The organism is Vibrio cholerae ATCC 14035, from assembly GCF_000621645.1.
Taxonomy (GTDB): domain Bacteria; phylum Pseudomonadota; class Gammaproteobacteria; order Enterobacterales; family Vibrionaceae; genus Vibrio; species Vibrio cholerae.
The window spans coordinates 54452-77175 of sequence record NZ_JHXR01000003.1 but is presented as its reverse complement, the minus strand read 5'-3'; the positions used below and the strand labels follow the sequence as shown (position 1 = coordinate 77175).

Here is a 22724-nt window from a genome sequence, read left to right as displayed (position 1 = left end):
ACCTAACCTGTCAGCACGAGCCTCAACATGAAAGCGACCCAAACCTTACCTCTGAAAAATTATCGCTGGAAAGGCATCAACAGCAACGGCAAAAAAGTTTCCGGCCAGATGCTCGCCATCTCCGAAATCGAGGTGCGCGATAAGCTCAAAGATCAGCATATTCAGATCAAAAAACTCAAAAAAGGCAGTGTATCTCTTTTGGCACGCCTAACCCATCGCGTGAAAAGTAAAGATATTACGATTTTGACTCGGCAGTTGGCGACCATGCTCACCACGGGCGTACCCATTGTGCAAGCCCTCAAGTTGGTGGGCGATAATCACCGTAAAGCTGAGATGAAATCGATTCTGGCGCAAATCACCAAAAGCGTGGAAGCGGGCACGCCACTTTCCAAGGCGATGCGCACCGCCAGCGCCCATTTTGATACCTTGTATGTCGATTTAGTGGAAACCGGAGAGATGTCCGGTAACTTACCTGAGGTGTTTGAGCGTTTGGCCACCTACCGCGAGAAAAGCGAGCAACTACGCGCCAAGGTGATTAAAGCGCTCATCTACCCCAGCATGGTTGTGTTGGTCGCGCTCGGGGTATCTTACTTAATGCTCACCATGGTCATCCCAGAGTTTGAAAGCATGTTTAAAGGCTTTGGTGCTGAACTGCCTTGGTTTACGCAGCAAGTGCTGAAACTCTCACACTGGGTGCAGGCTTACAGTTTATGGGCATTTATCGCCATCGCAGCAGCCATTTTTGGCTTGAAAGCGCTGCGTAAAAACTCTTTCCAGATCCGTTTAAAAACCAGCCGCTTAGGGCTGAAATTTCCGATTATTGGTAATGTGCTCGCTAAGGCTTCCATCGCCAAATTCAGCCGTACCCTCGCCACCAGCTTTGCCGCGGGGATCCCAATTCTCGCCAGTTTAAAAACCACGGCCAAAACCTCCGGCAATGTGCACTTTGAAACCGCGATTAATGAGGTGTACCGCGATACCGCTGCGGGTATGCCGATGTACATTGCTATGCGCAATACCGAAGCTTTTCCCGAAATGGTGCTGCAAATGGTGATGATCGGTGAAGAGTCTGGGCAATTAGACGACATGCTCAACAAGGTCGCGACCATCTATGAATTTGAAGTCGATAACACGGTCGATAACTTGGGCAAGATTCTTGAACCACTGATCATCGTCTTTCTTGGGACGGTTGTGGGCGGCTTAGTGGTGGCGATGTACTTACCTATCTTTAACTTAATGAGTGTATTGGGTTAGTATGGCGACAAACGGCGTGCCCATTGAGCGCGCCCTCATTTCGCTTAGAGCAAGAGAATGGAACTGTTTTACTTCTACCCTTGGCTGTTTCCGGTGCTCGCCACGCTGTTTGGCTTGATTGTCGGTAGCTTTCTCAATGTGGTGATCTATCGCTTACCCAAAATCATGGAGCGTGAATGGCGCGCGGAATGTGCGGCGAGTTTTCCTGAATATGGCATCACGCCACCAGAGGGTAAACTGACCCTCAGTTTGCCGCGTTCCACTTGCCCACACTGTCAAACGCCGATTCGCGTCATTGATAATATCCCGCTACTGAGTTGGCTAGCGCTGCGCGGTCAATGCTCACACTGTAAAGCGCCGATCAGCGCTCGCTATCCCTTGATTGAGCTACTCACTGCCCTCATGAGCTTAGTGATTGCCACTCACTTTCCGTTCGGAGTTTTTGCCGTGGCGCTGCTGTTTTTCAGCTATGTGTTGATTGCGGCAACCTTCATCGACTTCGATACCCTGTTGTTGCCCGACCAATTAACGCTACCTTTACTGTGGGGCGGTATTGCACTGGCACTGCTTGGTTTTTCTCCTGTTTCACTCAGTGATGCGGTGATCGGAGCCATGGCGGGTTATCTCTCGCTGTGGTCGATTTACTGGCTATTTAAACTGCTGACAGGTAAAGAAGGCATGGGTTATGGCGATTTCAAATTGCTCGCCGCTCTCGGCGCTTGGCTGGGTTGGCAGCAGTTGCCTGTCATCGTACTGCTCTCATCGGTGGTTGGGGTGATTTTCGGTTTAATCCAACTGCGCCAGCAGAAAAAAGGTATCGATATGGCCTTTCCGTTTGGCCCTTATCTCGCCATCGCGGGATGGTTTGCCTTGCTGTGGGGCGATAAGGTAATTGATTGGTACTTCACCACTTGGGTAGGACAACCGTTATGAGTTTTGTCGTAGCATTGACCGGCGGCATCGCCAGTGGCAAAACCACGGTAGCCAATCTATTTCATGATCAGTTTGGCATTGATCTGGTCGATGCCGATGTGATCGCACGTGACGTGGTTAAACCGGAAACCGAAGGATTAAAAGCGATTGCTGCCCATTTTGGGCAAGCCATCTTGCACCCTGATGGCTCACTCAATCGCGCCGCGCTGCGTGAACGCATCTTTGCCGCCCCTAATGAAAAAGCGTGGCTAAACCAACTGCTGCATCCGATGATCCGCCAAGGTATGCGCAACGCGCTTACCCAAACGACCTCACCTTATGCGCTGTTGATTGTGCCCCTGTTGGTCGAAAACCAGCTGCAAACCATGGCCGATCGCGTGTTAGTGGTCGATGTGGATGAAAAAATACAGATTGAGCGCACCATGGCACGCGATAAAGTATCACGCGAACAAGCTGAGGCTATCCTTGCTGCGCAAGCCTCACGCGCTCAACGTTTGGCGATTGCTGATGATGTGCTCAAAAATGACGCAGAAAACCAGAAACTTTTGCCTCAAATCACACTATTGCACCAAAAGTATCTAGCCATGAGCAGGCAAAATTTGTGAGAATAAGCGCAAAGAATCCAAGGCTAGCCCAATGACTACGCACCAGTTTGAACACCCTCTCAATGAAAAAACGCGCATCTACCTGCGTGTCGAAGCGCTGCTCAATCAGATGGAGCGAGCGTCCACTTTCAGTGATGGGATTCAACATCAACTCTTTTTCCGCTCACTGTTCGATATGCTGGAGATTTTTGAGCAGATCCAACTGAAAAGTGAACTGGCTAAAGATATGGAAAAACAGCGCTTAACATACCGCAGTTGGCTCCATGTAGAAGGCGTAGATCAAGAGATGCTTAACTCGCTGCTCACCGAAGTCGATGAAGTTCATCGGGATCTGATGAGTGCCGAGCGTTTTGGCCAATCACTCAAAGAAGACCGTTTCCTCAGTGCAATTCGTCAGCGCTTTAATTTACCGGGTGGTTCCTGCTGTTTTGATCTGCCAGCGCTGCACTACTGGCTGCATCTGCCGCTGGATCGCAAAATGCGTGATGCCCAGCAGTGGATGCAAACCGTGACGCCGCTTTCGAATGCACTCAAACTCTGGCTTAAATTGACTCGCGAAACCGGCCACTACCGCTCACGCATGGCAAGCAACGGTTTCTACCAAAGTGATGCGGAAGATGCCAATATCCTACGCCTTGCGATTCCGCTCGAATACGGTGTGTACCCGATGATTTCTGGGCACAAAAACCGCTTTGCTATCAAGTTTATCGATTTTCACAGCGGGCAAGCCTGCACTCAAGATATCGCCTTTGATTTGGCGGTGTGCTGCTAAAACTCGCGACCTTTTCTCGAAACAATGTTGCGAACCAAAAATACATTATCAGCTTGGCTTTGATGAAGAGTATCCCCACACAACTTGGCGTTGCCGGTTTTAAGGGGATAAGCCATGGCTGCTTTTCAATAGGACTGCGTTATGACCAAAAAACTCACCATAGTGAAATGCCCACAATGTGGCACCGATGTGGAATGGGGCGAACAGAGCCCACACCGTCCATTTTGCAGTAAGCAGTGTCAAATGATTGATTTTGGCGAATGGGCAGATGAAGAGAAAGCCATTCCCGGCGCACCGGATATGTCCGACAGCGATGGCTGGTCAGAAGATCAGTATTAGTTCACGGGGTTGAGAGTAAAGAAAGAGGAGCCAAATGGCTCCTCTAGTCTATTCATCTTCCGAATGCGGGGTTGATTCTGGCTCCGCTGAGGTTTCAATCTCAATCGCGGTCACGCGTTGCAAGCCACGGGGCAACAAAGCGCCACGACGGCCGCGTTCACCACGGAAGTTATCCAGATCGCTCACCTTCAAGCCTAGCTTACGTTTGCCTGCATACAGGGTAATCGATGCGCCTTGTGGCAACACCATCAGGTTGGACAGCACTTCCTCACGGGTTTTCGCTTTCGCCGCAGGAATGTTGATGATCTTGTTACCTTTACCTTTGCTCAGTTGCGGCAGATCCTTAATCGGGAACAGCAACATTCGCCCTTGGTTAGTAATGGCTAAAATCTCATCGTTATCGAGATCGGCGATCACTTGTGGCGTCATCACTTCCGAGTTTTCTGGCAGATTGATCAAAGCTTTACCACTGCGGTTTTTCGACAGTAGGTCATCGCCTTTACACACAAAGCCGTAGCCGGCATCTGAACCCACCAACCAGAGCTGATCTTCCTCGCCCATCACAACCTGACGAATCGTAGTGCCTTCCGCTACGTTCAAACGCCCCGTGATCGGCTCACCTTGACCGCGCGCTGATGGCAGCGTATGCGATTCGAGCGAGTAACTGCGGCCATCACTGCCCAAGAACACTGCTTGCTGGTTGCTCTTACCACAGGCATGTGTGAGGTAATTATCGCCTGCTTTGTAGTTCAAGCTTTGGCAATCCACATCATGACCTTTGGCGTGACGGATCCAGCCTTTTTCAGACAGCACGACGGTGATCGCTTCGCTTGGCATCAAATCACGCTCGGTCAGCGCTTTGGCTTCTTCGCGTTCGACCAGTGGTGAGCGGCGATCATCGCCAAACTTATCGGCATCCGCTTTGATCTCTTTTTTGAGCAGATTATTGAGGCGACGTTCAGAGCCGAGTAGCTCTTCCAGTTTTTTACGCTCTTTTTCTAGCTCATCTTGCTCACCGCGGATCTTCATCTCTTCCAGTTTCGCCAAGTGGCGTAACTTGGTATCTAAGATCGCGTCCGCTTGAATATCGGTCAGATCAAAGCGTGCCATCAACACCGCTTTCGGATCGTCTTCGTTGCGGATGATCTCAATCACTTCATCAAGGTTGAGATAAGCAATCAGCAAACCTTGCAAAATGTGCAAACGAGCCAGCACTTTATCGAGGCGATATTGCAAACGTGAGCGTACCGTTTCACGGCGGAACGAGATCCACTCGCTCAAGATCTGCACTAAGCCTTTGACCTGAGGACGATTGTCGAGACCAATCATATTCAGGTTAACGCGGAAGCTCTTTTCCAGATCCGTAGAAGCGAACAAGTGGTTCATCAGCAGATCGCAATCGACGCGATTTGAGCGCGGCACGATCACGATACGCGTTGGGTTCTCGTGATCCGATTCATCGCGTAAGTCTTCCACCATCGGCAGTTTCTTAGCACGCATCTGCGCGGCGATCTGCTCCAGCAGCTTCGCGCCAGAGACTTGATGCGGCAGCGCGGTGATCACGATATCCGAGCCTTCTTTGCACCACACAGCACGCATTTTGATGCTGCCACGGCCAGAGCGGTAAATCTTCTCTAGCTCAACCGTTGGGGTGATGATTTCCGCTTCGGTCGGGAAATCTGGGCCTTTGACGTACTGCATTAAATCGGTCAGCGGCGCGTTAGGATTATCGATGAGGTGAATCGTCGCATCCGCCACTTCACGCACGTTATGCGGTGGAATGTCGGTGGCCATACCTACCGCGATGCCGGTGACACCATTGAGCAGAATGTGCGGCAGACGCGCTGGCAACATTTTCGGCTCTTGCATGGTGCCGTCAAAGTTTGGTTGCCAATCTACGGTGCCTTGGCCTAATTCGCTAAGCAGAATCTCGGCAAACTTTGACAGTTTGGCTTCGGTATAACGCATGGCCGCGAACGATTTCGGATCGTCCGGTGCCCCCCAGTTACCTTGACCATCCACTAACGGATAGCGATAAGAGAATGGCTGCGCCATCAACACCATGGCTTCGTAACAGGCCGAATCGCCATGCGGATGGTATTTACCCAGTACGTCACCCACGGTACGTGCTGATTTTTTGTATTTGGCCGATGCCGAGAGACCCAACTCAGACATCGCGTAGATGATGCGTCGCTGAACCGGTTTTAAGCCATCGCCAATGTAGGGCAAGGCACGGTCCATGATGACGTACATCGAATAGTTGAGATAAGCGTCTTCAGTAAATTTGCGCAGCGGCAGTTGTTCAACGCCATCAAAGCTGATTTCAGTAGACATTCGTTACACCTCTGCCATATCGCCGTTACGTTGCAGCCAAGCTCGGCGGTCATCCGCACGCTTTTTACCCAGCAGCATATCCATCATCTCGTCGGTCGCTTCAGCATCATCAATGGTCAGTTGCACCAAGCGGCGAGTGTTGGGATCCATGGTGGTTTCACGCAATTGCAGCGGGTTCATTTCACCCAAGCCTTTAAAGCGTTGCACGTTCACTTTGGCTTTTTTCTGGCTCAGACGCTCTAACACGCCCTCTTTTTCTTGATCATCGAGTGCGTAGAACACCTCTTTACCACAGTCGATGCGGTAGAGCGGCGGCATGGCAACATAGACGTGACCCGCTTTCACCAGCGCGCGGAAATGGCGGGTAAATAGGGCGCAAAGCAAGGTCGCAATGTGCAGACCATCCGAGTCCGCATCGGCAAGGATACAGACCTTGCCGTAACGCAGTGCTTCGAGGTTATCGCTGTCAGGGTCAATCCCCAATGCAACTGAGATGTCGTGTACTTCTTGTGAAGCCAATACTTGATCGGCAGAAACTTCCCATGTATTGAGGATTTTGCCGCGCAGTGGCATCACCGCTTGGAATTCACGATCCCGCGCTTGCTTCGCCGAGCCGCCCGCCGAATCCCCTTCCACCAGGAAGAGTTCGGTGCGGTTAAGGTCTTGCACTGTACAGTCGGTTAATTTACCCGGTAAGGCAGGGCCTGAAGCGATCTTCTTACGTACCACTTTCTTGCTGGCACGCATTCGGCTGTGCGCATTAGCAATACAAACTTCGGCTAACTGCTCTGCCAGTTGTGGTTTTTCGTTAAGCCACAAGCTAAAGGCATCTTTCACCACACCGGAGACAAACGCCGCCGATTGGCGTGAAGATAGGCGCTCTTTGGTTTGGCCAGCAAACTGCGGATCTTGCATCTTGATCGACAGCACATAAGCACAGCGGTCAAACACGTCCTCGCCTGTCAATTTTACCCCGCGTGGCAGCAGATTGCGGAACTCACAAAACTCGCGCATCGCATCCAGCAAGCCTTGGCGTAAACCGTTGACATGGGTACCACCTTGCGCAGTTGGGATCAGGTTAACGTAGCTTTCGGTGATGAGCTCGCCACCTTCGGGTAGCCAAATCACCGCCCACGTTGCCGCTTCGGTTTGCGCAGTAAATTCGCCGGTAAACGGCTCTTCCGGCAGTAAGGTATAACCTTTCACCCCTTCGGCCAGATAATCTTTTAGACCATCTTCGTACAACCAGCGGTGCTCGTTGTTATTGACCTTATCGGTAAAGATGATTTCTAAACCGGGGCAAAGTACCGCCTTGGCACGCAAGTTATTAATCAGGCGCGATACGGAGAAATTCGGTGAGTCAAAATATTTGGTGTCTGGCCAGAAATGGACGCTAGTACCGGTATTGCGACGGCCGCAAGTCCCCGTAACCGTCAGCTCAGTCACTTTATCGCCATGTTCAAAGGCAATTTCATACACTTGACCATCACGGCGAACCGCCACTTCTACCCGTTTGGAGAGCGCATTCACCACCGAAATACCCACCCCATGCAAGCCACCGGAAAATTGGTAGTTTTTGTTGGAAAACTTACCACCGGCGTGCAGTTTGCACAGGATAAGCTCCACCCCTGAGACCTTCTCTTCGGGGTGAATATCGACGGGCATGCCTCGCCCGTCATCAATCACTTCGAGCGATTGATCGGCATGAAGAATTACCTGAATTTTGGAGGCGTATCCGGCCAGCGCTTCATCGACGGAGTTGTCGATCACTTCTTGCCCAAGGTGATTGGGGCGCGTGGTGTCGGTATACATTCCCGGTCTGCGACGCACTGGTTCTAAGCCATTGAGAACCTCAATGGCCCCAGCATTATATTGTTCAGTCATAATACGGAATGCTTTATTTGCTCAATGATTGGTAACTTTATCAGCGCCGTGTGAAAACCTGATTTTTTGTGCATAAATTGTGCGAAAAATCGCATTATTTCAGGTGTTCAGTTCAGCAAGCTGAACGATGGGAGCGAGAGGACACTGACCAAGCAAGCTCGCGTTCTGCCCTTACACCGCCGCACAGCTGGCGCTAAAGTCTAAGGGCAACATAGTCTGGAAGCCGCCCTCTGATGTCAAGGGCACAGCGCAAGGATCAGGTAAATTTATGAGGCTTTGCGCAGCAAAACGCAGATTGAATCCGAAAACAACAAAAGTCAGTCATCAATCAAAGTTCAAGGAAGTGAATAATCTGCTCTGGGTAACGTTCAAAATCCACAAAACTGTGGTCACCGCCCTCTTCCACGGTCAGTTTAGCTGCTTGGTACTTCTCAACCGCTTGTCGATAATCCAGCACTTCATCGCCTTTTTGCTGCAGTAGCCAAAAATCGCTTGGCTGTTTCAGCACTGGCGTATCGAGCGCTTTCAACTCATCAATATGACACGCTTCGAGCACGTAATGCTCTTGGGTGTAAGGATTAACCTGCTCACCGAGAAAATCGGCTAATAACTCGTAAGGCTTCACAGCAGGATTGATCAGTACCGCGCGAAAGCCAAATTGGGCATTTAACCAAGTGGAGAGATAACCGCCTAATGAACTGCCGACCAACCCGATCCGATATTGCGCGCGATATTGCTCCACGACAGACAACAGATGCTGCGCCGCTTGCGCAGGAAAGCTCGGTAACTTGGGCACCACGACTTTGATATCAGGCCTGTGCTGCTGGCAATACTGCTGCATCACTTGCGCTTTGTGTGACAACGGTGAGCTGTTAAAACCATGGATGTAGAGCAGCAAAGCTGGACGAGCAGTCATATCAGTATCCGTTCGAGTTAAAATCAGGTAAAAATCGGCCTTGTTTAAGTCGCTTCACTTGGGTGCTCACTTGCCCATCCGCGTGAAGGGTTAATTCACGCCAGCCGGGTGAGCAGTTATCTAACGCGAAATCTTGTGAATTAGGCTTAAACTGCACACAGGTTGAGGGGGTCGCCATCACACGCGCGCCAAGGTGAATACGATCCATATCCTGATGCACATGCCCACACAAAATGGCTTTCACATTACTGTGCTTGGCGACGACATCCCAAAAACGCTCGCTCTCTTTGAGTGTGTGCTGATCAAGCCAAGCGCTTCCCACCAAGAGCGGATGATGGTGCAGCAGCACTAAAGTGTGACGCTCTGGGTACTCGGTCAGCTTGTTATCCAGCAGTTGTAACTGCTGCTCACTCAGTTTGCCGTGCGGCACGCCAACCACTTGCGAATCGAGTAACACCACTTGCCAATGCTCCCCCAGCAGCACATGTTCAACGGCTTGAATTTGCTGAGTGGGCAGTACACCGTGCATACTCGGTTTGTAATCATGATTACCGGGCAGCCAATAACACGCTTTTTTTAGCGGCTGAATACCGCGCACAAAGCGTTGATAAGACTCGGGTGTGTGGTCTTGTGAAATATCCCCGGTGGCGAGAATAGCATCAAATTCGACCTGCTCTTCACCAATGGCCGCAACCACAGCCGCAAAGCTGTCAGCCGTATTCACACTGAGCAAGCTACCATCTTCCGCCGCGAACAAATGGGTGTCCGTGATCTGAATAAGCTTGATCGATGAATCCTCTGATTGAGACGACACTTTCAAAATCGGTAAACCTAACTCTGTTATTTATTGTGATAGGGTGATTGGACTGCGACTGATGCCATGCTTGAGGCAAAAAGTCAGCCAATCGCCTAAAAAGCGATTCAGTTGCGCTTTTTCATCGGGTTGCACCATGTTTTCGTTCGGATAATCATAGCGCGCTTGCACTCGACCTAACTGTTCACTACTGCAAACCTCGGCCACGCGAGCATCGTGGTACAGCCTGACAGACATGGTCGGCAATGGAAATACTGACAAGTCATCACTTTGACAGACCTCCAACAAAGTTGTGTACTTTGTGACCTCTAGCACTTGCAGTTGGTAGGTCATTTGAGCAGCTTGGTAACAACGCAACTCTCCGACCTCCGGCTGCACAGGCAGCAGAGCATTCAGTTTGGCGTAGTTGGTCTCATACACCCGCATTAATTCAGGGAGATCAACATGATACGTTTTTTTAACTGTCAATTGACTCATTACTCGTTACTGCCATTGCTGTTGTAATGGCTGATAATTCAGCGCCAACCACTGTAAGGCAATGATTGATGCCCCATTTTCAATTCGCCCATCTTTGACCAATTGATACGCTTCAGTCCGACTCATCACATGCACTTTGATGTCCTCTCCTTCACAGTCTAAACCATGAATGCCACCCGCTTGTGAACAATCGACTTCACCTATAAAGACATCCAATTTTTCAGAACATCCCCCAGAAGAAGGATAATAAGAGGTAATTTTTTCAATTCTGCCTACAGTCAGCCCTGCTTCTTCTACCGCTTCACGGCGCACGACTTGTTCAGCACTCTCATCGGTATCAATCACTCCAGCGACAATTTCCAGTTGCCAAGGCTGTGCATGTTCTAGCGCACCGACGCGGATCTGTTCGATGATCACCACTTGGTCACGAATAGGATCGTACGGCAACATCGCTGCGGCATGACCACGTTCAAACATTTCACGCTCGACAGGCTCACTCCAGCCTCCCGCAAAACGTTTATGCTTAAAACGGTACTTCACCATGCGGAAAAAGCCTTTAAACAGTGTCTCTTTATTAAGGATTTCGACATCTTTCTTATTAAAAGAGACTGGCTGCTGATTCGCGTCTTGCATTCGTACCTCCTATTGATGAACTTTATAGTTTACTCGTGGAATTTGCCGACTACCAAGTGATGGCTCAACTTTTTATATAAAAATTATCTTATTTTTTAAGTGGCTCATAATTTTTATTGCACAGTTGGATAGTTAAGTGTAAAAAAGTGCAAAGTTTCGAGTGAATTACCATCAATTTGAGTTAAACTCTTGAGGAATAAATCCTTTCACATCACGTCAGGAATAGGACCGATGAAAAAACTGCTTCCATTATTTGTTAGTGCTGCGCTAGGCACACTAAGCTCTGCCGTTTGGGCAGAAAACCTGGCAGAGATTTATAACCAAGCAAAAGAAAATGATCCCCAATTACTCAGCGTAGCGGCTCAACGTGATGCTGCGTTTGAAGCGGTGACTTCTAGCCGTAGTGCCCTTTTACCACAAATTAATCTGACGGCGGGTTACAACATCAACCGCAGTGATCAAGATCCACGCGAAAGTGATCTTCTCTCTGCAGGCATCAACTTTTCACAAGAACTGTACCAACGCTCTAGCTGGGTAAGCTTAGACACGGCTGAGAAAAAAGCCCGCCAAGCAGACTCTCAATACGCTGCCACGCAACAAGGCTTAATCTTACGTGTGGCGAAGGCTTATTTTGAAGTGCTCCGCGCTCAAGATAACCTTGAATTCGTGCGCGCCGAAAAAGCGGCGGTAGGTCGCCAATTAGAGCAAACCAAGCAACGCTTTGAAGTCGGTTTGTCAGCGATTACCGACGTACATGATGCACAGGCACAATTCGATGGTGTATTAGCCGATGAAGTGTTGGCGGAAAACAGCCTCACCAATAGCTATGAAGCTCTGCGTGAAATTACGGGTCAGGAATACTCTAAGCTTGCGGTGCTCGATACCAAACGTTTTGCTGCGAGTCGTACGACCGAATCGAGCGAAGCGTTGATCGAAAAAGCGCAACAGCAAAACTTATCGCTGCTTGCTGCTCGTATCAGCCAAGATGTCGCACGTGACAACATTTCGCTTGCCAGCTCTGGCCATCTGCCATCACTGACCTTAGATGGTGGTTACAACTATGGCAACAATAGCAACGACAATGCGAAAAACACTTCAGGCGAAGAGTACAACGATTTCAAAATCGGCGTGAACCTCAAAGTACCGCTGTACACAGGTGGCAACACCACGTCACTGACCAAGCAGGCTGAATTTGCGTATGTAGCCGCCAGTCAAGATCTGGAAGCCGCTTACCGCTCAGTGGTTAAAGATGTGCGTGCATACAACAACAACATCAACGCTTCAATTGGTGCACTGCGTGCTTATGAGCAGGCAGTGATTTCTGCGAAGTCAGCACTGGAAGCGACCGAAGCAGGTTTTGATGTCGGTACGCGTACCATTGTCGATGTACTCGATGCCACACGTCGCCTGTATGATGCGAACAAAAATCTCTCGAATGCTCGCTATGACTACATTCTCAGTGTGCTGCAACTGCGCCAAGCGATTGGTACTCTGAGTGAGCAAGACGTGATGGATGTCAACGCAGGCCTAAAAGTCGCGAAGAAGTAATCCATCTCTTTTGAGCTGCATGAAATAAATGAAGGGGCCATTTGGCCCCTTTTGCTATATATCGATTAAGTAATTGATAAGTATCACATTACTTATCAATCCACGTTAACCACGACCACCTTTGATCGCTTCGATGATTTCGGTGGTTGAGCAGCCTTCTTCAAAGTTCAATACTTTGACTTCACCACCCGCGGCAATCACTTCTTTGCCACCCGCAATCTCTTCCGGTTTGTAGTCGCCACCTTTCACCAGTAGGTTTGGCAATATGGCTGCGATCAAACGCTGTGGTGTATCTTCGCTAAATGGCACGACCCAGTCCACCGCGCCAAGACCCGCCAATACCGCCATACGACGATCGGTACTGTTGACCGGACGGCCAGGGCCTTTCAAGCGTTTCACCGATTCATCGGTGTTCACCGCAACGATTAAGCGATCGCCAAGCTCTGCCGCATGGTTAAGGTAAGAAACATGGCCTGCGTGCAAAATGTCAAAGCAGCCGTTGGTCATCACCACTTTTTCGCCACGCGCTTGCGCTTTTTTCACGGCTTCAATCAGAGCATCTTCGCTGATCACGCCATAATCAGTGTCTTTGCTGCCGTGCACGGCTTCCGCCAATTCAATGGTAGAAACAGTAGACGTACCCAGTTTACCGACCACCACACCGGCGGCAGCATTAGCCAGAGCGCAAGCTTCATCCAGCGCTTTACCTGCCGCAACCGACGCCGCAAGCACAGAAATCACCGTATCCCCGGCGCCTGTCACGTCATACACTTCTTTGGCTTGGGTGGGTAAATGGAAAGGTTCCAGTCCACGGCGCAGCAGAGTCATACCGTGTTCGCTACGAGTCACCAGTAATGCGCCGAGATCGAACTTTTCAATCAGGGCAAAACCTTTTTCAACCAGCTCTTGCTCAGATTTGACTTTGCCGACCACAGCTTCAAATTCAGACATGTTTGGCGTAAGCAGCGATGCACCACGATAGCGTTCAAAGTCGCTGCCCTTAGGATCGATAAACACAGGTACACCAGCCGCCTTGGCTTTCTGAATAAACTGCTGTACGTGCTCTAACGCACCTTTCGCATAATCAGACAGGATCACCGCGCGCACTTTAGGTAGCGCACTTTCCATGCGCGATAAGATAAGCTGCGCATCCGTGTTTTCGAATTTGTCTTCAAAATCCAGACGGATCAACTGCTGACCGCGGCTCAATACACGCAATTTAGTGATGGTCGGGTAATCCGGCAGCGCCACAAAATCACAATGGACTTTCAGTGAGGTGAGCTTGTTGGCAAGCACATTCGCCGGCTCATCTTGCCCTGTCAGGCCAATGATGTGCGCGTGGCCACCTAAAGAAGCGATGTTCATCGCAACGTTAGCGGCACCGCCCGGACGCTCTTCACTCTGCTCTACTTTCACTACAGGTACTGGTGCTTCCGGCGAGATACGTCCCGTTGGGCCATACCAGTAACGGTCAAGCATGACATCACCGACAATTAACACACCCGCTTTGCTGTAGTCAGGTAGCACTGGTTTCATTCTCAATCTCCAATATTCAGATTGGGGCGGAGTTTATCACAGCCGCCAAGGTGGCAGAAGTGCTCAACCGAGCCACTGCTGCCAAGCTTGTATCACTTGTTCACGTTCAACCACAAATTGTGAATCTCGCACATCGGCCGATTGATTGAGTAAATTACGGCGATGAATCTGGTCGCGCATACTGGTGTAGGCATGAGTCAGAGCCAGCGCTTGTGACTCGCTCATCACTTGATGGTTCATCAAGGATTCAAAAATGCGTACGTTATCCGACCAACGCGTTAACTTAGGTTGTTGATGACTGAAGCGTAAGACCAGATATTGCGCTAAAAATTCAATATCGGTGATCCCGCCTTCATCTTGCTTGAGCATAAAGCGCCCCGCTTTTTTACCGCCGAGATGATCACGCATTTTGATCCGCATCTCGACCACCTCTTGTTTAAGCTTGTGCTCCTCTCGGGGCAAACAGAGAATCTGATGCCGTGTGTTGGCAAACGCTTGTTGCAGCGGCGCATCACCATAGATCATCCGCGCGCGAACTAGGGCTTGATGCTCCCAAGTCCATGCTTCTTGACGCTGATATTCATCAAAGGCATCGGTTGGACTCACGAGCAAACCGGATGCACCAGAGGGGCGCAGTCTGGTATCCACTTCATACAAAATACCCGAGGCTGTGCGGGTAGAGAAAATATGAATGATGCGCTGTGCTAAACGTAGATAGAACTGGCGGCCATCAATGCTTTTCTCACCATCCGTGTTCACCTCAACTGGGCAGTCGTGCATAAATACGATGTCGAGGTCGGAGTTATAGCCCAGCTCCCAGCCTCCGACTTTGCCATAGCCCACCACCGCAAAACCTCGGCCATCACGCTCTTTGAGATGAGTAGGTTCGCCGTATTTGCTGCTCACTTGCAACCAAGCTTGACTCACGACCGCTTCAACAATCGCTTCGGCAAGATAGGTTAAGTGGTCACTCACTTTCATCACCGGAAGCACGCCAGCGATATCCGCTGCGGCAATGCGCAGGATAGAGATCTGCTTAAATTGGCGCAGCCCTTCCATTTGCTGCTCCATATCTTCTTCTGGAATGCGCGCCAGAAAATCCCGCAGCTCGGTTTGATAAGACTCCAATGGAATTGGGTTATACAGATGCTGTGGATCAATCAGCTCATCAAGCAAGATAGGATAACGCGCGAGCTGCTCGGAAATCATTGGGCTAGCGGTACACAAGCGCACCAATTGCACCAAAGCAGCGGGATGCTCATCGAGCAGTTCAAGGTAAGTGGTGCGTGTGGCGATACTGTGCAGCAATGCCAATACGCGCGACAAACCAAATTCTGCATCGGGATGAGCAAACACGGCCTGATACACTTTCGGCATTAACCGGTTAAGCACCTCGCGCCCACGCGGACCAATGGTGCGTTTAGCCAGATCATCTTTAAATTGAGTGATGGTGCGAATTTGCTCACCTGCGTCGCTCAACCCAAGATCTTGCTCAATGATGTGTTCAATCACTTCCGGTTTATGCGCCATATCCCACAGCTCATGGAAATGACGAGCTACCGTGTGTTCCTCTTCTTCGTCTTCTTCGCCAATCAAGGTGGCAAACACGCGATGCACGCGCTGCATGTGCTCGCTCACCTCACGCTGTAAACTTGGCCAGTCGGCCAATCCGATTGCGATCGAAAGGCGCAGTTGATCGTCTTCTTTATCCGGTAACGTTTGAGTTTGCTTATCGGCCATCGCTTGCAGCAAGTTTTCTAAGCGGCGCAAAAAGCGGTAAGCATCACGTAAATCTTGCACTTGTTCGCGCGTTAGCAGTTCAAGCTCCGCAATCGCATCCAAGGTTTCTAGCAAGCCGCGTTTGCGCAAGCTTGGCTCGCGGCCACCGCGGATCAATTGGAACACTTGCGCAATAAATTCCACTTCACGAATGCCGCCCGCACCGAGCTTGATGTTGTTACTCAAACCACGGCGGCGCACTTCACTGCTGATCATGGATTTCATTCGGCGTAGGGATTGAATGGCGCTGAAGTCAATGTAGCGGCGAAACACAAACGGGCGCAGCATCTGGCGCAGCTCTTGGTATTGCGGGTACATTTCCCGCCCCATCACTCGCGCTTTGATCATCGCGTAGCGTTCCCAGTCACGCCCCTGCTCTTGGTAGTAATCCTCTAATGCGGCATAGCTCATCGCGAGTGGGCCGCTGTCACCAAACGGGCGCAAGCGCATATCGACTCGGTAACAAAAACCATCCGGTGTGGATTGATCCAGTAGCTTGATCAAGCGCTGACCTAAGCGTGTGAAAAATTGCGCATTGGCAATCGAGCGGCGCGCGCCTTGCGTCTCGCCATTTTCAGGATAAGTGAAAATCAGATCGATATCGGAGGAGAAGTTGAGCTCACCGCCACCGAGTTTGCCCATTCCGATGATCAGCATGGGCTGCGCTTCGCCTTGCGCATTACAAGGCGTGCCCATTTCAAGACAGCAGCGCTGATAGAGCCATTGATAGCTTTCAAAGATCAGCGCTTCCGCCAGTTGGGAAAGGTGAGAAAGGCTCTCTTCTAATGTCCAGCTCGCACAAAAATCCCGCCATGCGATATACACCATCTCTTGGTTACGAAACTGGCGTAAACGCTTCTGCGCGACCGCTTCATCCTGACACTCGGCCAGCCACTGCGCTAATTCACTGCGATAATCTTGCTCACGGCTTGGCTCGGCTAATAACGAGGGGAGCACCTGACACAATGGGTCATCGCGCTGCAAGGTTTGGGCTACAAACTGGCTTAAACCGAGCACATAGCGCAATTGATTCAGTACAGATGAAGGCCAATTGGCGATGTGTGGATGTTCAGAAATCAGTGATTGATAATGCAATTCGGCGGTCGGCAAAAGCGCGCTGGGCAGTGACATGATGCTTCCTTGTCTTTGAATGTTCACTAGTTATATCGCAAACTCTGGCGGAAAAAAAACGCCCACAGAGCAGTTGTGGGCGGTTGGTGAATAATTTTTTGCGGTTTTGCTGAATAGCTCAGCCTACACGCGAAATGCGGTAATTTTTCTATCCAGCTCTTCCGCGTTACTTTGCATGATTTCTGAAGTTTCGAGCAGCTCAGTCATCACAGTGACCGAACCTTCCACCAACTCACGCACATTGTTGAGGTTTTCGTTCATCTCTTCGGCCACATTGCTTTGCTGGCCTGCTGCCGCGGCAATTTGGAAGTTCATGTCATTGAGCAATTGAACCTGATTAACGATGCCATCCAACTCGCTACCAGCGTTGGTGATGAGCTCTACCCCATCCGCCGCTTGCACCACACTTTTTTCCATTAAATTCACAGCGCTATTGGCACTAGTTTGCAGCTGTGAAATCATCTCTTGGATTTCAACGGTCGCATTTTGGGTACGCTGTGCCAAATTTCGTACTTCATCGGCAACCACAGCAAAACCGCGCCCGGCTTCTCCTGCTCGCGCCGCTTCAATCGCCGCGTTCAGTGCCAGCAAATTGGTTTGCTCTGAAATGCTGCGAATCGTGCCCACCACGCTGCTGATCGCCACCACTCGCTCTTCCACCTGATTGACGGCTTGCGCAGAAGAGCTGATGTCTTTCGAAAGCTCACTCATTTTACTGATGGTGCTTTTGACAAACTGCTGACCGGTTTGAGCCTGCTGAGACGCATTTTCGGTTAAGGAAGAGGCGTTCTGCGCATGTTCCGCGACCGTTTGAACCGTTGACGACATTTCACTCATCGCTTTGGCCAATTGGTCAATTTCGTTGAACTCTTCTTGCGCTGAATCTTTGGTCTCCGACATGCTCATGGTCATCACTTCAGTGAGCGAGGTCAGCTCTTGCGAGGCATCAATTTGCAACTTGATCAGGTCTTGTAGCTGGCGGCGGGTTTTCTCCAACTCGCGCGCGACATCCCCATACTCATCTTTACAATCCATTTTGATCGGCTCTGAGAGGTTACGCTGCGCCATCAGCTTGATCACATCACTCAGATAATGAGTTTGTCGCAGCATGACGCGCGCGGCAAACAGCAACAGCACCACAAACACCACAATCAGTAACAAGGTTTGCCAGAACACTTGCACCAGATAGTTATCGTAGTGCTGCTGTGCGACTTCCACACTGTTGGTAGCCGCCAATAAAGATTGGTAAAAGATATCTGCGTCCCAAAGCTGCTTGCCAATGATCAACACCGTGCTGAATACCATCAGCATCACCATTTTCGGGACGAGACGAACATCTGTAATTACCCGCTCCCACGGCTTAAACGACATCGTTGCCATTGTCAGTTCTCCATTCTTTTTGATTGCCACTGAGTGAGGATGCAAAAGATCCGCAACCTATTATTTCGAGCCTCGTATGAAAGCCGATAATATCAAAAATGAAACAAAACCCATCAGTTTGTTATCGCTAATTCTCTTATTCATCACGCTATTTGTGATCTTTGACTTATACCCAAACGACTTGGAGTTGCAGGTAGACGGCAAGTGAGTTCATCCCCATGAACATAGACAGACTATGTGATTGGTGAACAAACGTAGCCAACACCACCGCAGCTTCAAGTAGGAAGGGGATATTATCTCTATCCATCACTCATCAAACTCACTATGTGTTATCGGCATAAACTGACGTATCTAGAGTCTTTTCTCACGATAACGAGATGTGGGCATGCATAGTGAAGGATCACCAAGATGGGGAAAAGCGATAAAAAGAAAAGGGAAGCCCCCGCCTCCCTTATTTATCGATATCAATGCGTTAGCCAGAGCTACTCACGCCAATACGGATGCGCTTCAACACCCATCGTGCGGCTTTGCTCCATCGCATGCAAAATGGAGTTCTCTTGACGAATCAGCCAACGTTTCAGTTGATCTTGCTCTTCACCTTGTAGCAAATCCACCAAACGCTCTAATGGTTTGAGGCGCAATAAATCATCAATACCGTGCAACAAATCCGCCCACGGCATCCGAAATGCCTGACGGTTTTCAGCATCGTATAAACTTGCAAAACTCACCCCAGTGTAAAGGTTACGCATTAGGCGATACTGCTGATCGAGGTATTCTTGTACGGTTAAGGTTTTACCCGGTGGAAAAGCTTCCATCAACTCCGCCCATGTGCGGTCAAGTTGTTTTACGGAGAACGCTTCCAGCGGCTGCGCCATTTTTTCTCGTGCTTTGTCATCTAAAAACGGCTGCCAACCACGTGTCAGCACCCAACGACTTAGATCCAGTAACAAGCCGGTATAACGGGCACTGCTCAGTAAACGCAGTGTATCTTCACGCTGTGGCAAGCTTTCTTGCAAGGTTTTCAACGCGGTGACTAAAAACTTACGCGCATCCAGTTTACGCAGCGCGTAGCCCTTGTCTTCTTGCAAACTTTCCAGATATTCAAACTCTTTTAGCCACTGTAACTCTTGCTCTAACCATTTGAGCTCTTGGCGCAAAATCGCGCTGGCGCGGCGCGGAATGATGCCGCCGTAGACGGAAAGCAGTTGGCGCAGGTAACTCACTGCATGACGAATTTCGTGCAATGCCGCCACGTTTTCACGTTCGGTATAGATTTGCTCATGGTAATGCCAGTGCGCCAGCGCATGTTCCAGTGCACGGATAAAGCAAGACTCGGCAGTGTCATTTTTATCGACACTGACCAAAGCCATGGGTTGAATTTCATCGCCCGAATAATTGGCAGCGAGGCGATAGCCACGAGCGGCTTTGCTAAGATTCCCTAAGCGCATACCGCCATGCTCACAAAGCTGGCGCGCTAAGGTAAACAGTGCATCGGTTTGACCAGACTTAAGTTCCAGCTCCACTTCACAAATCGGCTCTTGGCGATCACCCGCCACCACAAGACCTTGATCAAAGGCGACTTCCACTTGGCTACCATCAGCCATGCTAATCAGCCACTGTTCACGAGTGAAGTTGGTCGAAAAGAGCGGCATGAGTTCGGCTTGTAGCTGAGTCAGCTCTTTTCCTTGCGGCCAGATATCGGCAGGATGCAACGAAAGATCGGGCTCATTACTGTGATGTTCGGCATTGAACTCCGGACGCTGATGTAGACCGGCGACCACACGACCTGCGGTTTTCACCGTCTGGATATACACCTCATCAAAACGACGGATGCGCAGTCCAATATCATGCTGACGCAACCAGTTATCGGGGGTATCAAAGTACGTGTTTCCTAACTCCCGACAGCTGTGCTGAAGAACTTTGGTTTCAGAAATCTTCGCGCGTAAGATGGTTGAAAAATCTGGAGAAACAAAAAACTTCAGTTCTATCTCGGTTTCCATAGTTATCCCTTTCGATGCAGATGCCGACAGGATATTGCCTTATAGACACCGGAGCAAGAGAGAAATATCGGCCCAATCATGATCTAAAACAGTTTTATTGCGACGGTGTTTGGGTTAACATGCGCGCCTTTATAGCCAACGCTCAACATTTCACCATATTATGGTGTATGTTATTTCAAGGTTATAGTTATTAGGTTGAATGACCATGCCAGTAAATACAATCATGGGGTTATTTGCAAAGTCCCCGATTAAGCCTTTGCAACGCCACGTAGTGTGTGTGAATGAATGTTGCTCACACCTGATCAATTTCTTTGAAGTTTGTAACAAAGGTGATTGGGAAAAAGCGGGCGAAATTCGTGCACAAATTTCTCACCTAGAGAAAGAAGCTGACGTGTTAAAGCGTGAAATCCGCCTTAAACTTCCTCGCGGTCTATTCATGCCGGTTGATCGTAGTGACATGCTGGAACTACTGACTCAACAAGATAAATTAGCAAACCTCGCCAAAGACATTGCGGGCCGCGTATATGGCCGTCAGCTTGTCATCCCTGAGCCTCTCCAAGAAAACTTCATTGCTTATGTTAGACGTTGCTTAGATGCGGCTAACCAAGCGCAGAATGTGATCAACGAGCTCGACGAGTTATTGGAAACTGGATTCAAAGGTCGTGAGGTAACTCTCGTGGCTGAAATGATCCATCAACTGGATGTGATTGAAGATGACACCGATTCCATGCAGATTCGCCTACGCCAACAGCTGATGGCCATCGAATCGAAAATGAATCCAATTGATGTCATGTTCTTGTACAAAATTCTGGAATGGGTGGGCGGCATTGCCGACCAAGCGCAGCGCGTTGGTGCTCGCTTAGAGCTTATGCTTTCTCGTTCTTAAATTTAAAAGTTAACCAAATAACGAAGAGCAACCACAGTATGACGACCTGCTAGGCGATGAGTATTTTCTACGCTGAAGGTCGTTATCTGCGTCAAAAACAAGCTTGGGTTGCTCCGCTTGTTATCAACAACTAGGTATTACGATGGAAATCCTTGCGAACTACGGCACCGTCTTGATTATTGTGGCAGCTGTCTTCGGTTTCTTGATGGCGATTGGTATTGGTGCAAACGATGTTGCCAATGCAATGGGCACTTCAGTAGGTTCAAAAGCACTCACCGTTAAACAAGCCATTATTATTGCGATGATTTTTGAATTCGCAGGCGCTTACTTAGCCGGTGGTGAAGTGACAGAAACGATCCGTAATGGGGTGATTGAAACCTCTCTCTTCGCAGATAAACCCGATGTGCTGATTTACGGCATGATGTCAGCGCTTCTTGCCGCAGGCACTTGGTTACTGGTGGCGTCTTACATGGGCTGGCCAGTCTCTACCACTCACTCTATCATCGGCGCTATTATTGGTTTCGCGTGCGTTTCTGTCGGTACAGAAGCGGTCGATTGGAGCTCAGTAAAAGGCATTGTCGGCAGTTGGATTATTACTCCGGTGATTTCAGGCTTCTTTGCGTACCTCATTTTTGTCAGCGCACAACGCCTCATTTTCGATACAGAAAAACCGCTGATCAATGCCAAGCGTTTCGTGCCGGTATACATGTTCATCACCACTATGGTGATTGCTCTGGTTACCATCAAAAAAGGTCTTAAACACGTTGGCCTGCATCTTTCGAGCTCAGAAGCTTGGATGTGGTCCGCGGTGGTTTCTGCCATCGTGATGGTCGGCGGCTATCTCTACATTCAGAAGAAATTCGCTAATCGCGATGAAGACCATGGTTTCGCGGGTGTGGAAAGCATCTTCAGTATCCTGATGGTGATCACCGCGTGTGCTATGGCTTTTGCGCACGGCTCAAACGACGTAGCGAACGCGATTGGTCCTTTGTCTGCAGTGGTTTCAACTGTTGAACACATGGGTGAAGTGGCCGCGAAGAGCTCTATCGCATGGTGGATTCTTCCTCTGGGTGGTTTTGGTATCGTCGTCGGTCTCGCAACATTAGGCCACAAAGTGATGGCAACCATCGGTACTGGCATTACAGAATTGACGCCAAGCCGTGGTTTTGCAGCCCAGCTAGCAACCGCTTCAACCGTTGTACTGGCGTCAGGCACAGGCTTACCGATTTCAACTACGCAAACTCTGGTTGGTGCAGTACTGGGTGTTGGTTTCGCACGTGGTATTGCTGCACTGAACTTAGGAGTGGTACGTAACATCGTTGCCTCTTGGGTCGTCACTCTACCGGCAGGCGCACTCTTAGCCGTGGTTTTCTTCTACGCGATTCAAGCAGTGTTTGTCGGCTAAGCCGCAGTAAGCTCAGTGTTAGCGAACTGTCATTATTGACTCAAACGCACAGAAAGGGAGGCTTAGCCTCCCTTCTTTGTTGCAGCGCTTGCTAAAAC

Annotated in this window: 19 protein-coding genes; 8 read left to right on the top strand and 11 right to left on the bottom strand. The window is 49.8% G+C overall.

Features of this window, described 5'->3' with window-relative positions; genetic code table 11:
• The first annotated feature begins 27 nt into the window (after positions 1-27).
• The 5 genes from T411_RS0103865 to yacG all read left to right on the top strand — a co-directional run bounded on the left by T411_RS0103865 (position 28) and on the right by yacG (position 3903).
• Positions 28-1254: a type II secretion system F family protein gene (locus T411_RS0103865; RefSeq protein ID WP_000648511.1), complete on the top strand. Its 1227-nt coding sequence runs from the start codon at positions 28-30 to the stop codon at positions 1252-1254.
• A gap of 57 nt (positions 1255-1311) precedes the next feature.
• A complete protein-coding gene (locus T411_RS0103860; RefSeq protein ID WP_000418747.1) occupies positions 1312-2187 on the top strand; it encodes a prepilin peptidase in 876 nt (291 codons plus the stop codon).
• A complete protein-coding gene (gene coaE / locus T411_RS0103855; RefSeq protein WP_000011557.1) occupies positions 2184-2792 on the top strand; it encodes a dephospho-CoA kinase in 609 nt (202 codons plus the stop codon). Before T411_RS0103860 ends, coaE begins: the two co-directional genes overlap by 4 nt.
• Positions 2793-2823: 31 nt before the next feature.
• A complete protein-coding gene (gene zapD, locus T411_RS0103850; protein ID WP_000207198.1) occupies positions 2824-3564 on the top strand; it encodes a cell division protein ZapD in 741 nt (246 codons plus the stop codon).
• A 141-nt stretch (positions 3565-3705) separates the two neighbouring features.
• Complete coding sequence (gene yacG / locus T411_RS0103840) at positions 3706-3903, top strand: DNA gyrase inhibitor YacG (RefSeq protein WP_000162865.1); 198 nt, start codon at positions 3706-3708, stop codon at positions 3901-3903.
• A gap of 48 nt (positions 3904-3951) precedes the next feature.
• Here yacG and parC read toward each other — a convergent pair whose 3' ends face one another.
• From parC to nudF, 6 genes are all read right to left on the bottom strand, one after another.
• Positions 3952-6237 carry a DNA topoisomerase IV subunit A gene (gene parC / locus T411_RS0103835; RefSeq protein ID WP_000102510.1) on the bottom strand — a complete coding sequence of 762 codons (2286 nt, stop codon included), beginning with the start codon at positions 6235-6237 and terminating at the stop codon, positions 3952-3954.
• Positions 6238-6240: 3 nt separating this feature from the next.
• Positions 6241-8121 carry a DNA topoisomerase IV subunit B gene (gene parE, locus T411_RS0103830; protein ID WP_000139795.1) on the bottom strand — a complete coding sequence of 627 codons (1881 nt, stop codon included), beginning with the start codon at positions 8119-8121 and terminating at the stop codon, positions 6241-6243.
• 328 nt (positions 8122-8449) lie between these two features.
• Positions 8450-9037 carry an esterase YqiA gene (yqiA, locus tag T411_RS0103825; protein WP_000126995.1) on the bottom strand — a complete coding sequence of 196 codons (588 nt, stop codon included), beginning with the start codon at positions 9035-9037 and terminating at the stop codon, positions 8450-8452.
• Position 9038: 1 nt separating this feature from the next.
• Positions 9039-9857 carry a 3',5'-cyclic-AMP phosphodiesterase gene (cpdA, locus tag T411_RS0103820; protein WP_000868844.1) on the bottom strand — a complete coding sequence of 273 codons (819 nt, stop codon included), beginning with the start codon at positions 9855-9857 and terminating at the stop codon, positions 9039-9041.
• Positions 9858-9881: 24 nt separating this feature from the next.
• Positions 9882-10328 (bottom strand): DUF1249 family protein, encoded by a 447-nt coding sequence (locus T411_RS0103815; protein ID WP_000080930.1) that lies wholly within the window; start codon positions 10326-10328, stop codon positions 9882-9884.
• Positions 10329-10334: 6 nt separating this feature from the next.
• Entirely contained in the window at positions 10335-10961 is a 627-nt protein-coding gene (gene nudF / locus T411_RS0103810; protein ID WP_001150037.1) for an ADP-ribose diphosphatase, read from the bottom strand.
• Between the two features lie 231 nt (positions 10962-11192).
• On the opposite strand from nudF, the gene tolC reads away from it, so the two are divergent.
• Positions 11193-12509: an outer membrane channel protein TolC gene (gene tolC, locus T411_RS0103805; protein WP_000735334.1), complete on the top strand. Its 1317-nt coding sequence runs from the start codon at positions 11193-11195 to the stop codon at positions 12507-12509.
• Between the two features lie 105 nt (positions 12510-12614).
• Here tolC and hldE read toward each other — a convergent pair whose 3' ends face one another.
• From hldE to T411_RS0103780, 5 genes are all read right to left on the bottom strand, one after another.
• The gene (hldE, locus tag T411_RS0103800; RefSeq protein WP_000805768.1) at positions 12615-14045 is read right to left on the bottom strand and encodes a bifunctional D-glycero-beta-D-manno-heptose-7-phosphate kinase/D-glycero-beta-D-manno-heptose 1-phosphate adenylyltransferase HldE; all 1431 of its coding nucleotides are present in this window, start codon (positions 14043-14045) and stop codon (positions 12615-12617) included.
• Positions 14046-14108: 63 nt separating this feature from the next.
• A complete protein-coding gene (glnE, locus tag T411_RS0103795; RefSeq protein ID WP_000056830.1) occupies positions 14109-16955 on the bottom strand; it encodes a bifunctional [glutamate--ammonia ligase]-adenylyl-L-tyrosine phosphorylase/[glutamate--ammonia-ligase] adenylyltransferase in 2847 nt (948 codons plus the stop codon).
• Positions 16956-17078: 123 nt separating this feature from the next.
• Positions 17079-18335, bottom strand: a complete 1257-nt coding sequence (locus T411_RS0103790; RefSeq protein ID WP_000224548.1) for a methyl-accepting chemotaxis protein — start codon at positions 18333-18335, stop codon at positions 17079-17081.
• Between the two features lie 166 nt (positions 18336-18501).
• The gene (locus tag T411_RS1000000121065; protein WP_001912247.1) at positions 18502-18642 is read right to left on the bottom strand and encodes a hypothetical protein; all 141 of its coding nucleotides are present in this window, start codon (positions 18640-18642) and stop codon (positions 18502-18504) included.
• 175 nt (positions 18643-18817) lie between these two features.
• Positions 18818-20335: a CYTH and CHAD domain-containing protein gene (locus T411_RS0103780; RefSeq protein ID WP_000447083.1), complete on the bottom strand. Its 1518-nt coding sequence runs from the start codon at positions 20333-20335 to the stop codon at positions 18818-18820.
• Positions 20336-20540: 205 nt separating this feature from the next.
• Here T411_RS0103780 and T411_RS0103775 point away from each other — a divergent pair, with 205 nt between their 5' ends.
• Positions 20541-21221, top strand: coding sequence for a TIGR00153 family protein (locus T411_RS0103775; protein WP_001911782.1), 681 nt, complete (start codon positions 20541-20543; stop codon positions 21219-21221).
• Between the two features lie 142 nt (positions 21222-21363).
• Positions 21364-22626, top strand: coding sequence for an inorganic phosphate transporter (locus tag T411_RS0103770; RefSeq protein ID WP_000404204.1), 1263 nt, complete (start codon positions 21364-21366; stop codon positions 22624-22626).
• Positions 22627-22724 lie beyond the last annotated feature (98 nt).